The following is a 12,616-nucleotide window of genomic DNA, read 5'->3' as shown; positions in this document are numbered from 1 at the left end:
TCCGTGCCGTGTACGGGGCGGACGCGGGGCGGGCGCGGCGGGCGGCGGGAAGGGCTGGTGTGCCATCAGCCAGTCCGTTCCGAGGAGCCCGCGCATGGTCCGACGTATCGCCCCCGCCCTCACCGCAGCCGCCTCGCTGGCCCTGGCGGCCCTCGCCGCGCCGCCGGCCGCCGCCGGCCACGGCCCGGACGCCGGCCGGGCCCTGGCCGACCGGGCGGCCGTGTACCGCGCCACCGCCCGGTTCCAGGTGCACGCCAACGCGGTGGCGGCCGGCTACGTCCCCGACAAGTACTGCGTCTACGACAGGGCGGGGGGAACCGGCGCGCTCGGCTACCCGCACTTCAACCACGCGTACGACAACTCCGTCGACCCGGCGAAGCCCGCAGCGCTGTACTACGAGGACGACGGGCGCGGCGGCAAGCGCCTCGTCGGGGTCCAGTGGCTGGTCTACGACCGCGACCAGAAGCTGACCACGGACGACGACCGCCCGACGCTGCTCGGCACCGCGTTCAAGGGCCCCAAGCCCGGCAACTTCCCCGGGCAGCCGGTCCACTACGCCCTGCACCTGTGGCTGTGGAAGAAGAACCCGCGCGGCCTGCACGAGACCTTCAACCCGGCGGTGGCCTGCCTGCCCGGCACCACCCGCCCGTAGGGGGAGCCGGTGTCCGTCCCCCGGCGCAGCCTGCTCGCCGCCGGCGCCATCGCCTTCAGCGGGGCGCTGGGCGCGCTGTTCGCCGGCGGCTCCCCCGCCTCGGCCCGGGCCGCCGCCCGGGCCGGCGGCGGGTACGGGCCGCTGCTCCCCGACCCGCGCGGGCTCCTCGACCTGCCCGCCGGGTTCACCTACCGGGTCCTCTCCCGCGCGGGCGACCCGCTGCGCTCCGGGGAGGGCCCCGTCCCCGCCAACTGCGACGGCATGGCCGCCTTCGACGCCGGGGCCGGCCGGGTGCGGCTGGTGCGCAACCACGAGAACCGGGCCACCGCCGCCCTGCGGGTGCCCGCCGTACCGGGGCTGACGTACGACCCCGGGGCGCTCGGCGGGTGCACGGCCCTGGACCTCGCCGCGGACGGGCGGGTGACCGGCGAGCGGGTCGCCCTGGCCGGTACCGCCGTCAACTGCGCGGGCGGCCGCACCCCCTGGAACACATGGCTGAGCTGTGAGGAGACAGAGGACCGGGCCGGGACCTCCGGTTACACCCGCGACCACGGCTACGTCTTCGAGGTGGACCCCGCCCGGCCCCACCGCACCGGCGCGGTCCCGCTCACCGCGATGGGCCGCTTCGCGCACGAGGCCGTGGCCGTGGACCCGTACCGGGGGGTGGTGTACGAGACCGAGGACGCCTTCGACCGGCCCTTCGGGCTGTTCTACCGGTTCCTGCCGGAGCGGCCGCTCGGCGGCGCCGGTTCGCTGCGGGCGGGCGGCGTCCTGGAGGCCCTGCGGGTCCCGGGGCTGGCGGACCTGGCGGCGGTGGACGAAACGGGCGCGGAGTTCCCGGTGGAGTGGGTGCCCGTACCGGACCCCTCGGCGGCCGGCACCCCGATCCGGTACCAGGACTTCGGCCCGGGCGGCATCACCCACGCGCAGAAGCTGGAGGGCTGCTACTGGGGAGGCCACGGCGTGCACTTCGTGTCCAGCTACGCCCGCCGGGCCGAGGGCGCGCCCGCCGACCACCACGGGCAGGTGTGGTTCTACGACCCGCGCCGCGCCCGGCTCCGGCTGGACGTTCTCTTCGGTCCGTCCGCCGACGTGGCGCTGCCCGGGGACTCCCCCGACAACATCTGCCTGGCCCCGGACGGCGGGCTGATGGTCTGCGAGGACGGCGGCGGGGCGCAGTACGTGCTCGGGGTGACGGCGGACGGCGAGGTCTACCCGGTGGCCCGCAACGCCCAGGACGTCGGCGGCCCGGGGGCGCCGGAGTGGGGGGAGTTCGCCGGGGTCGCCTTCTCCCCCGACGGGCGGACGATGTACGTCAACGCCTACGCCCCCGGCACGACCTTCGCCGTGACGGGCCCCTGGCGGCGCTGACCGGGGGGTGCCGCGGCACGACGGGAGTGCCGCGGCACCCACTTGTCACATAGTCATATATTTTGCGTGCGTGACCATTTCTGTGCGCATGCGCAAGGTGGCGGCCGCGGCCGCACTCAGTGCCGCCCTCACGGCCTCCCTCGCGGGCTGCGGCGGCTCCGGCTCCCCCGAGGGCGGCCGCGAAGCCCGTATGGGCACGCCCCCGGCATCCGGCCCCGCGTCCCCGGCGGCCTCCGCGTCCCCGGCGGCCCCGGCGGCCTCCGCGCCCGGCGCCGCGGCCGCCTCCCAGAGCCCCCTGCCGGGCGCCCCGCCCGCCGGCGCCCCCGGCAGGGCCCCGACCCTGGCCCCCGGACCGAACGGCCTGACCCCGGTCTTCGAGCGGGCGAAGCAGCACACGGACAAGACCGTGGCGCTGACCTTCGACGCCGACATGACCTCCGACCAGGGACCGCGCGCCGCGGGCGGGGAGCGCTTCGACAACCCCGAGCTGATCTCGACGCTGCGCACCCTGAAGGTGCCCTCGACGATCTTCATGACTGGCCGCTGGGCCGAGGAGTACCCGGACCAGGCCAAGTCCATCGGAACCGACCCGAACTTCGAGATCGCCAACCACTCCTACAGCCACCACGCCTTCAAGTCCCCCTGCTACGGCCTGCCCGCGCTCGACGGCGCGGCCGCCCGGGCCGACGTGGACCGGGCCTTCGCCGCCTTCCGGCAGGCCGGCGCCGTCAACACCGTCCCCTACTTCCGCTTCCCCGGCGGCTGCTACGACGACCCGGCGCTACGGGCCCTGTCGACGGCCCGGGTCACGGCGGTCCAGTGGGACGTGGTCAGCGGGGACGCCTTCGCGACGGACCCGGACGCGGTCGCCGAACAGGTCCTCGCAGGCGTCAGACCGGGCTCGGTGGTGGTGATGCACTGCACGCGCAGCGCCGCCCCGGTCACCGAGGAGGCCATCCGCAAGATCGTCCCGGAACTCCGCAAACGCGGCTACCGCTTCGTGAAGGTCTCCGACCTGATCGGGACGTAGTACGGGCGCGGAGCCGGGCCGGAGCAGGCGGTGCGCTGCGGCGTCTAGCCTGGGCTCGGCCGCGAACCTGGACCGGGCGGCGCCACCGAACTGCTGAAAGGCTCCGCATGACCGGCACGAAGGGCAGGACGCCGACGCTGGGCGTCGTGGTGCTGACCATGGGCGACCGGCCCACCGAGCTGCGGGCCCTGCTCGACTCGGTGGCCGCCCAGGACGGAGAGCCGGCCACCGTCGTGGTCCTCGGCCAGGGCGTGGCCCTGCCCGCGCTGCCGGACGGTGTCGCCGGTGTGGAGCTGCCCGAGAACCTGGGCATCCCCGGCGGCCGGAACGCCGGCGTCGAGTGGCTGCGTGAGAGCGGCGGCGTGGACGTCGTCGTGGTCCTGGACGACGACGGACGGTTGCCCCACAAGGACACCTTCGGCCTCGTCCGGGAAGCCTTCACCGACAACCCCGGCCTGGGGGTGGTGGGCTTCCGGATCGCGGACGAGACCGGGGCGAGCCAGCGCCGGCACGTCCCCCGCCTGGGCGGCAAGGACCCGCTGGTGTCCGGGCCGGTGACGACGTTCCTCGGCGGCGGCCACGCCATCCGTATGCGCGTGATCGACCAGGTGGGCGACTTCCCCGCCCCGTTCTTCTACGCCCACGAGGAAACCGACTTCGCATGGCGGGTCCTGGACGCCGGCTGGGACATCGACTACCGGGCCGACATGGTCCTGCAGCACCCGCGTACAGCGGCGTCCCGGCACGCGGTCTACTACCGCAACACCGGCCGGAACCGGGTCTGGCTCGCCAAGCGGCACCTGCCTGCCGTGCTCGTGCCGGTCTACCTGGCGACCTGGGCCGCGTACACGATCGCGCAGCGCCCCCCGCTGTCCGGCCTGGCCGCCTGGTGGGCCGGGTTCTTCGAGGGCGTACGGACGCCCTGTCCGCCCCGACGGCCCATGCGGTGGCGGACCGTATGGCGGATGACCCGCCTCGGCCGGCCCCCCGTACTCTGACCCCGCCCCTGCGGCACCCGGGGCGTCCGCCTCCGTAGCGGCGGCCCACACCGGTCAGGTTCAGTGCGCGGCCGCCGTCTCGGTGGCCTCGCTCGGGCGGACGATGACGAAGCCCTCACCGCTCAGCTTCAGCTGGACGGCCTCACCGGAGCCGCCGCGGATCATCGAGCCGACCGACTGCGAGCGGTGCAGGCCGGTCTCCAGCTGGGCGCTCCAGCCGACCACCGCGTCCGTGTCGACGAAGACCGGCGACTGCGCGGTCACCGGGATGACGATCGGGTTGCCGTCGCAGACGACGGCGAGCTTGCCGGTACCGGTGAAGAGGCTGTTGAAGAGGCCGCCGCCGGTCATGCCGGCGCCCTTCACCATCTTGATCTCGTAGGACAGGGTCGGGTCGAAGCAGAGCACGTTGCGACCGTTGACGGTGAGGGCGTCACCCGGCTCGAAGTCGACGATGAAGCAGTTGCCCGCCTGGTGGGCGAACCAGGCCTCGCCCTGGCCGCGTACGGACATGAGCGCCAGGCCCTCGCCCGTGACGGCCCGCTTGAGCATGCCGCCTATGCCCTGGCCCTTGCGCTCGAACTGCAGGTTGCCGCGGAAGGCGACCATCGATCCCTGACGGGCCAGCATCTCCCCGTTGACGTTGTACCTCACGGACTTGGCGTTCTGCAGGCTCATGCCGGGGGCGACGGCCGCCTGGGCCAGGTTCTCGGACGCGAAAAGGTCACTCTTCATGGCATTGATCCTCACCCGGGCCGGCCACCCGGGGCATCCTCCTCAGGGCGGAGGCTGGCATCCTTGGCGGGATGAGCAGCCAGCACACGAACGACACCCCGGCCGTACCGGCGGTCGGGGCCGACAGCGCCTTCCGGCGGGAGCACGTACTGCGCGACGAGGCCCCGCAGTTCGTCCTGCCACTGGTGGTGCGCATCGAGAAGGCGGAGCCGCCCGCCCGGACCGACGCCCTGGAGACCGCCGCCCGGGCGGTGCTGGTGCTGCTCACCGACGAACGGGCGCGGGGCGGGGGCGAGTGGGCGCAGGCGGTCCGCGACTGGCAGGACGCGCGGATCCGCAAGGTGGTCCGGCGGGCACGCGGCGCGGAGTGGCGCAAGGCGGAGAGCCTGCCGGGGATCACCGTCCACGGCGACGCCGCGCAGGTACGGGTCTTCCCGCCGGTGCCCCTCGACGGCTGGCCCAAGGAGCTGGCCAAGCTCCAGGTGTCGGGCACCGACCTCGACGACCCGGGGCCGGTCCCCGCGGCCGAGGGCTCCGGGCTGCCCGTGCTGTGGCTCAACCCGGAACTCGGCATGTCGGCCGGCAAGGCGATGGCCCAGGCCGGTCACGCCGCGCAGCTGGCGTGGTGGGAGCTGACGGGTGCGGAGCGGGCCGCCTGGCAGGAGTCGGGCTTCCGACTGGCCGTACGGACCGCCGCGCGCGAGCGGTGGGCGGAGCTGAGCGGGAGCGGGCTGCCGGTGGTCCGCGACGCCGGCTTCACCGAGATCGCCCCCGGCAGCGCGACCGTCGTCGCCGACCATCCGGCGCTGCGGACACGCCTCTGACGGGTTCCCCACGGCTTGCCCAAGGCTTCCCCACGGCTTGTCCACGCCTTCCCGGCCGCCGGGAACCTCAAATGTTGCTCTGAACGTCCCCTCGTGCGGATTGGCGCGACTGCGTCGGGGCCATGACATCCGCACACGGTACGAAGAGAGGGGGCGAGGGGACATGAAGCCCATGGCACACCTGGGGGTGGGCATCGGCTGGCGGCCGGAGATCGCGGACGCCGTCGAGCGGCTGGACGGCCTGGACTGGGTCGAGGTGGTGGCCGAGAACATCTGCCCGGGCCACCTGCCCGACGGCCTACGGCGGCTGCGCGAGCGCGGCACGCGCATCGTGCCGCACGGGGTCTCGCTCGGCCTCGGCGGCGCCGACCGCCCGGACGCGGAGAAGCTGGCGGCGCTCGGGGAGCGGGCGGTGGCGCTGGGGGCGCCGCTCGTCACCGAGCACATCGCCTTCGTACGGACCTCCTCGCCGCTGCTGGAGGCCGGGCACCTGCTGCCGGTGCCGCGCACCCGCGACGCGCTGGACGTGCTGTGCGAGAACGTGCGGATCGCGCAGGACGCGCTGCCGGTGCCGCTGGCGCTGGAGAACATCGCCGCGCTGTTCTCGTGGCCGGGCGAGGAGATGACGGAGGGGCAGTTCCTGACGGAGCTGGTCGAGCGGACCGGGGTCAGGCTGCTCGTCGACGTGGCCAACCTGCACACCAACCGGGTCAACCGGGGCGAGGACCCGGCCGCCGTCCTGGACGCGATCCCGCTGGAGGCGCTGGCGTACGTGCACGTGGCGGGCGGCGTCGAACGGGCCGGTGTCTGGCACGACACCCACGCGCACCCCGTACCGCCGGTGGTCCTCGACCTGCTGGCCGAGCTGCGCTCGCGGGTGGAGCCGGCGGGCGTCCTGCTGGAGCGCGACGACGACTTCCCGCCCGAGGCGGAGCTGGCGGGCGAACTGGCCGCCATCCGCGCGGCGGTGGCGGCCGGCCGCCCGGCCCCGGTACGGGCCCGGGCCCTGCGCCCCCTTCCCGGCCCGGCCCCACTGCCTGTGCCCCTGCCTGCGCCCAGGGCGGCCCGGGCGGCCGGGCCGCAGCCCGTACCCGGGCCGGAGGCCGTGGCCGGTGCGGGCCTGGGACCCGTGGCTGAGCCGGTGCCCGCGCCCGGGGCGGCGCCCGTGTCCGGAGCGACCCCGGCAGCCGGGGCGGAGCCCGGATTCGGGCCGCAGGCCGTAGCCGGGCCGCAGGCCGTAGCCAGGGCGAATCCGGCGGGGCCGGAAGCCGTGCCCGGGCCGGAGGCCGTGGCCGCGGCGCGGGCCTTCGGCGGGGTGGAGGGGGCGCGGACTCGGGTGGGGCTCGGGCAGGCGGCGCTGCTCTCCGCGCTCGTGGCCGGCACGCCCGTGCCCGAGGGCTTCGACCGCGCGCGCATCCGCGTGCAGGCGCGGGCGCTGGCCGCCAAGCGGGCCGATGTGGTGGCCAAGGTGGCCCCGGAGCTGCCGGGGATCCTCGGCGGCCGCGACCCGTACCGGGAGGCCTTCCTGGCGTACGCCAAGCACCGGCCCATGACCGCCGGGTACCGCCGCGACGCGCTGGACTTCGCCGAGCACCTGCTGATCCGGGACCTGCCGGCCGACCCGGCCGCCCGGCGCCGGCTCACCGCCTGGTGGCGGGAACGGGCCGGGGCCAGGCCGCCGCGCCGCATCGTGCGCTGGGCCCGGGCGCTCGCGGGGAGGGCGGCATGAACGTCCTCGCCCTCGCGATCTGGATCGCCGTCGTCGTCTCCTGCGTCCTGCTCGCGCGCGGGCTGCGCCGGGCCCGGCCCGTGCCGGCGGGCCCGTCGGCCGGCCTCCACGACCTGTCCGAGGCCGCGTTCGTGGTGGGCGGCCCCGCGACCGTGGTGGACAGCGCGCTCGTCGCGATGTTCGGGGACGGCCGGCTGGTCGTCGGCGGCCCCGGCATCGTCCAGGTACGCCCCGGGGCGCGGGCGGCGGACCCCGCCGAACGCGCCGTGCTCCAGGCCCACGCCTCAGCCCCCTCGGGGTGGCTCTACCAGGTCCGCTACGCGGCCATGTGCGATCCGGCCGTCCAGGAGATCGGGAACGCGCTGGCCGCCCGAGGGCTGATCGCCCCGCCCGGCACCGGCCGCACCTGGCGCCGCTGGGGCCTGGTGCAGGCCGTCGTGTGCCTGGTCTGGCTGGTGGCGTCGGTCCCGCTGACCTTCGTGGGCCTCGCCCTCGACTCCGGCCTGCCGTTCATCGCCCTGGTGGCGCCCGTGCTGTTCGCCGGCATCGTCGTGGGCCTGTTCTGCGCGGCCCGGGCCCGCAACCGGGTCACCCCGGCGGGGCTGCGGGCGCTGCTCGCCCTGCGTTCCGCGTACGTGAACGACCGCACCCCGCAGGTGCAGACCGCGCTCTTCGGCCTGCGCGGCCTGCGGGACCCGTTCCTGCGCCAACAGCTGGTGCCCGCCGCGCGCAGCACCCGGCTGGCGGCGGCCCAGTCGGGGGCGCACGCCCACCGCCACCCCTACACGTCGTCGTCCGACTCCGCGCCCGAGCTGCTGCCGGTGGTGTGGTGCGCCATGAGCGACGGTGGCGACGGAGGCAGCGGCCGCGGCGGTTCGGGCTGCGGGTCGTCGGGCTCCGGGTGCGGTTCCTCCGGCAGCGGCTGCGGAGGCGGCAGCAGTTCGAGCTGCGGCAGCTCCTCCGGTTCCAGCTGTTCCAGTTCGAGCAGTTCCAGCTGTTCGAGTTCGAGCAGTTCCAGCTGCTCCAGCAGTTCCTGATACGGCAACCGGGGGCACGGCCGCCGACACCGGCCGGTGATCCTTTACAAGCGCGGCACCACCGGCCTCTCATCGGTTCATCCGATGAGAGGCCGGGGTCGTCATGCGCACCAGAACCGCACGCCACGGAGCCGTCGTGGCCGCCTTCTTCCTCACGCTGTCCACGCCCGCCGCCGCGGCCGACACCGACACCACCGGCACCGGCACCGGCACCACCGCCGACGCCGCCAGCGCCGGCGCCGCGCTCGTCGCCCGCCGCGCCGCCCTCGCGGCCGCCTCCCGGGGCGGTGGCGCCGCCGGTCTGGACTTCCGTACCTGCCCCGCCGCCGAGGCACTGCCGTCGACCGTCCGGTGCGCCACCCTGCGCGTCCCGCTCGACTACGCCCGCCCCGACGGCCCGCAGATCTCCCTCACCGTCAGCCGGGCCGCCGCCACCGGGGCCGGGAACGCCGCCCGCCAGGGTGCGCTCGTACACAACCCCGGCGGCCCCGGTGCCTCCGGAATGCACTTCCCGCTGGTCGCCGGGCTTCCCGGCTGGGAGCGGATCGCCGCCGCCTACGACCTCGTCGGCTACGCGCCGCGCGGAGTCGGGCGCTCCGCCCCGCTGTCCTGCCGGGAGCCGGCCGCCCGCGCACAGGGCCCCACCCAGGAGCCGGTCCGCCCCTCCGCCGCGTACAAGATGCGACGCCTCGCGCAGGCCCGGGAGTACGCCCGCGGCTGTGCGCTCCGGGCGGGGGCGGCCCTGCCGCACTACACCACCCCGGACAACGCCCGTGACCTGCACGTGCTGCGCGCCGCGCTCGGCGAGGAGAAGCTGACCTTCATGGGGGCCTCGTACGGCACCTACCTCGGCGCCGTCTACGCCACCCTGTACCCGGGCCACGTCCGCCGGATGGTTCTCGACTCGGCGGTCGATCCCGATCCGCGCCGCGTCTGGTACCGCAACCAGCTCGACCAGTCGCGCGGGTTCGAGGCCCGCTGGCACGACTTCCGCGCCTGGGCCGCCCGCCACCACGCGACGTACGGGCTCGGCGCCACCCCCGCGGCCGTGCGGGCCTCCTACGAGCGGGTCCGCGACGCGGTCGCCCGCACCCCGGCCGGCGGGGCCGTCGGGACGGGCGAGCTGCGGGCCGCCTTCCTCCAGGCCGCGTACTACGACGACGTCTGGCCGGACCGGGCGGCGGCCCTGGCGGCGTTCCTGCGCGGCGATCCCTCGGTGCTGGCCGCCCAGGCCGCCCCCGACCCGGCCACGGCGGCCGCGGCCGAGAACGCGACGGCCGTCTACACGGCGGTGCTGTGCAACGACGCCCCGTGGCCCGCGGACTGGGGGACCTGGGACCGCGACCACACCGAGCTGGCCCGTGAGGCGCCCTTCGAGACCTGGGCGAACGCCTTCCTCAACCTGCCGTGCGCCTCCTGGCCGGTGCGCGGCCGGCAGGCGCCGGTGGCGGTCGGCTCGCAGCCCGAGCGGCTGCCGCGGACCCTCGTGGTCGCGGCGGAGCGGGACGGCGCGACTCCCTACCCGGGGGCCCTGGAGCTCCAGCGGCGGCTCGGGGCCCAGGCGTCGCTGGTGACGGAGGCGGGGGCCGGCTCGCACGGTGTGGCCGGCGGACGCAACGGGTGCGTGGACCGGCACGTGGAGCGGTATCTGCTGACGGGCGCCACCCCGGGGTGGCGTGTCCGCTGTGCGCCGCATCCGGAGCCCGCACCGGTGTCGCTGGACGACGGGGCGGCGGGCGCCCGCGGGGCGCTGCTGCCGCCGGTCGTCTGAACTTCCGGGGCGGGGTCTCCGGCTGCGTCGTTTCGGGGGCTGTGCCTCCCGATCCACCGGAGGCACTCACCTGACGGTGTGGTCGTCCTCCGGTCCTTCCCCCCAGGGGAGGTATCAGGCGAGCCCGGCCACCAGATCGGCGACGGACTTGCGGCGCCCGGTGTAGAAGGGCACCTCTTCACGGACGTGCATACGGGCCTCGGAGGCACGCAGGTGACGCATGAGGTCGACGATGCGGTACAGCTCGTCCGCCTCGAAGGCCAGCAGCCACTCGTAGTCGCCCAGCGAGAAGGAGGCGACGGTGTTGGCGCGCACGTCGGGGTAGCCGCGGGCCATCTTGCCGTGGTCGGCGAGCATGCGGCGGCGGTCCTCGTCGGGCAGCAGGTACCAGTCGTAGCTGCGGACGAAGGGGTACACGCTGACGTAGTCGCGGGCGACCTCGTCGGCCAGGAAGGCGGGGATGTGCGACTTGTTGAACTCGGCCGGGCGGTGCAGGGCCATGTTCGACCACACCGGCTCCATCGCGCGGCCCAGCTTGGTGCGGCGGAACAGGTTGTACGCGGTCTGCAGCTCGTCCGCGGTCTCCGCGTGCCACCAGATCATGATGTCGGCGTCGGCGCGCAGGCCGGAGACGTCATAGGTGCCGCGGACGGTGATGTCCTTGGCGGCCAGCTGGTCGAACAGCTCCTGGACCTCGTCGGCGAAACCGGCGCGGTCCTCCGGCAGGACGTCCTTCAGCTTGAAGACGGACCACAGGGTGTAGCGGATGACCTCGTTGAGGTCCTTCGCCTTCTTCCCCGCGTTGGGAATCTTCTCTGGTGCAGTCATGTGCCTATTGTCCCGTGCGCTGATCAGTGGTCCGCGCCAGGGGTGCCGTACGCGCGGCGAGCGCGGCCATGACCGTGTCCGCGGCCCGGCCGGCGCTCGCGACGCAGGCCGGGATGCCCACGCCGTCGTAGAGGGCGCCGCACACGGCGAGGCCGGGCAGGGCGTCGACGGCGCCGCGGATCCGGGCGACCCGGCCGAGGTGGCCGACCGGGTACTGGGGCAGCCCGCCGTGCCAGCGGGTGACGGTGGAGTCGACGGGACGGGCGGTCAGTCCGACGGCCTCGCCGAGGTCGGCGAGGGACACGTCGACGAGTTCGCCGTCCTCGCGCTCCAGGTCCCGTTCGTCGGCGTACCGGCCGACGGAGGTGCGCAGCAGGAAGAGGTCGGGGTCGGCGGCGGCCCAGGCCCACTTGTTGCTGGAGAAGGTGGACGCCTTGATGGTCCGGCCGTCGACGGGCGGTACGAGGAAGCCGCTGGCGCCGCCGCCGGAGACGGCCTCGGGCAGGTCGGCGCGCCGGAAGGCCATGGTGACCAGCGCCATGGAGGCGTACTCGACCTGGCGCAGTTCGGCGGCGGCGGCCGGTGCGAGGGTGTCCAGCAGCCGGGCCGCGGGTCCGGCCGGGACGGCCAGGACGACGCCGTCCGCGTCGACGGTCTCCTCGGCGGCGGCCACGCGCCAGCCTTCAGCCGTACGAAGGACCTCGCGGACGGGGGCGCCGGTGACGATGCGCGCTCCGGCCGCACGGCAGGCGTCGGCCACGGCGAGCGGGAGCCGCCCGATGCCGCCGTCGATGCCGGCGAAGACGGGGCCGGCCTGCTGGGGCAGGCTCTGCGTGGTGCGCTGGATCTCCCGTACGCCGTCGCGCAGCAGGGAGTGGGTGCGGGCGGCCTCGAAGAGCTGCGGTACGGCGGCCCGCATGGAGATGCGGTAGGCGTCGCCCGCGTACACCCCGCCGAGCAGGGGTTCGACGAGCCGGTCGACGACCTCGCGGCCGAGGCGGGCGGCCACGTACTCCCCGACGGCGACGTCCTCGCCGATCTCGGTGGGGGGCAGTGTCCGCTCGGCCTCGATGCGGGCCAGGCCCTCGGCGGAGAGGACCCCGGAGGCGGCGAGCGGTCCGAGGTCGCCGGGGACGCCCATGACATGGCCGCGGGGCATCGGCCGCAGCGCGCCGCGGGTCCACAGGTGGGCGGTGGCGGTGGCGGGCGGCTGCACGGCGTCGGCCAGGCCGACGGCCTCGGCGAGGGCCACGGCCTCGGGGCGGCGGGCGAGCATGGACTCGGCGCCGAGGTCGACGGGGGCGCCCGCGAGTTCGCCGGAGTGGAGCTTGCCGCCGAGCCTCGGTCCGGCCTCCAGCAGCGTGACGCGGGCGCCTTCGGCGAGCAGCCGGTGGGCCGCGGCGAGGCCCGCGATGCCGCCGCCGATGACGACGACGTGGGCCGGGGAGCCGCTGGACCGGGTGGGGCTCGCCGGCCGATCCGTACGCATGTCCGCTTCGTGCATGGACACATCGTCTCAGACCGATCTCCGAGGCCGGACCGTGACCTCATCGCTACCGGCCCGGAACCGCCCGTGCGAAACCCGGGGCGGCACCCTGTACGTCGAAACGGCAACAGCAGCCGATCATCGGGGGTTTACAA

General features: G+C 75.3%; 11 protein-coding genes. 8 read left to right on the top strand and 3 right to left on the bottom strand.

Translation table 11 applies throughout. The annotated features are described in order from the left end of the window. Positions 1–94 precede the first annotated feature (94 nt). The 4 genes from BSL84_RS26210 (at position 95) to BSL84_RS26195 (ending at position 4,051) form a co-directional block, all read left to right on the top strand. Entirely contained in the window at positions 95–652 is a 558-nt protein-coding gene (locus BSL84_RS26210; protein ID WP_045322365.1) for a hypothetical protein, read from the top strand. Positions 653–661: 9 nt separating this feature from the next. Next, the gene (locus BSL84_RS26205) at positions 662–2,023 is read left to right on the top strand and encodes an alkaline phosphatase PhoX (protein ID WP_075971255.1); all 1,362 of its coding nucleotides are present in this window, start codon (positions 662–664) and stop codon (positions 2,021–2,023) included. Positions 2,024–2,111: 88 nt separating this feature from the next. After that, positions 2,112–3,053 (top strand): polysaccharide deacetylase family protein, encoded by a 942-nt coding sequence (locus BSL84_RS26200; RefSeq protein ID WP_045322374.1) that lies wholly within the window; start codon positions 2,112–2,114, stop codon positions 3,051–3,053. A 107-nt stretch (positions 3,054–3,160) separates the two neighbouring features. Further along, complete coding sequence (locus BSL84_RS26195) at positions 3,161–4,051, top strand: glycosyltransferase family 2 protein (protein ID WP_075971254.1); 891 nt, start codon at positions 3,161–3,163, stop codon at positions 4,049–4,051. Positions 4,052–4,111: 60 nt separating this feature from the next. On the opposite strand, the gene BSL84_RS26190 is transcribed toward BSL84_RS26195, so the two are convergent. Further along, entirely contained in the window at positions 4,112–4,786 is a 675-nt protein-coding gene (locus BSL84_RS26190) for an AIM24 family protein (RefSeq protein WP_030030840.1), read from the bottom strand. A gap of 71 nt (positions 4,787–4,857) precedes the next feature. On the opposite strand from BSL84_RS26190, the gene BSL84_RS26185 reads away from it, so the two are divergent. The 4 genes from BSL84_RS26185 to BSL84_RS26170 all read left to right on the top strand — a co-directional run bounded on the left by BSL84_RS26185 (position 4,858) and on the right by BSL84_RS26170 (position 10,147). Next, positions 4,858–5,610 carry an aminoacyl-tRNA hydrolase gene (locus BSL84_RS26185; protein ID WP_030030841.1) on the top strand — a complete coding sequence of 251 codons (753 nt, stop codon included), beginning with the start codon at positions 4,858–4,860 and terminating at the stop codon, positions 5,608–5,610. 172 nt (positions 5,611–5,782) lie between these two features. Then, the gene (locus BSL84_RS26180) at positions 5,783–7,339 is read left to right on the top strand and encodes a DUF692 family multinuclear iron-containing protein (RefSeq protein WP_107484845.1); all 1,557 of its coding nucleotides are present in this window, start codon (positions 5,783–5,785) and stop codon (positions 7,337–7,339) included. Then, the gene (locus tag BSL84_RS26175) at positions 7,336–8,376 is read left to right on the top strand and encodes a TIGR04222 domain-containing membrane protein (protein WP_052680572.1); all 1,041 of its coding nucleotides are present in this window, start codon (positions 7,336–7,338) and stop codon (positions 8,374–8,376) included. Before BSL84_RS26180 ends, BSL84_RS26175 begins: the two co-directional genes overlap by 4 nt. A 103-nt stretch (positions 8,377–8,479) precedes the next feature. Further along, entirely contained in the window at positions 8,480–10,147 is a 1,668-nt protein-coding gene (locus BSL84_RS26170) for an alpha/beta hydrolase (RefSeq protein WP_045322357.1), read from the top strand. 114 nt (positions 10,148–10,261) lie between these two features. On the opposite strand, the gene hemQ is transcribed toward BSL84_RS26170, so the two are convergent. Beyond that, positions 10,262–10,975, bottom strand: a complete 714-nt coding sequence (hemQ, locus tag BSL84_RS26165) for a hydrogen peroxide-dependent heme synthase (protein WP_030032685.1) — start codon at positions 10,973–10,975, stop codon at positions 10,262–10,264. 4 nt (positions 10,976–10,979) lie between these two features. Then, positions 10,980–12,479 carry a protoporphyrinogen oxidase gene (hemG, locus tag BSL84_RS26160; RefSeq protein WP_079273297.1) on the bottom strand — a complete coding sequence of 500 codons (1,500 nt, stop codon included), beginning with the start codon at positions 12,477–12,479 and terminating at the stop codon, positions 10,980–10,982. Positions 12,480–12,616 lie beyond the last annotated feature (137 nt).

Origin of the sequence: Streptomyces sp. TN58, from assembly GCF_001941845.1 — a bacterium.
Lineage (GTDB): Bacteria > Actinomycetota > Actinomycetes > Streptomycetales > Streptomycetaceae > Streptomyces.
Note: the sequence above shows the minus strand (reverse complement) of the source record. Positions and strands in the feature narration are given on the sequence as shown.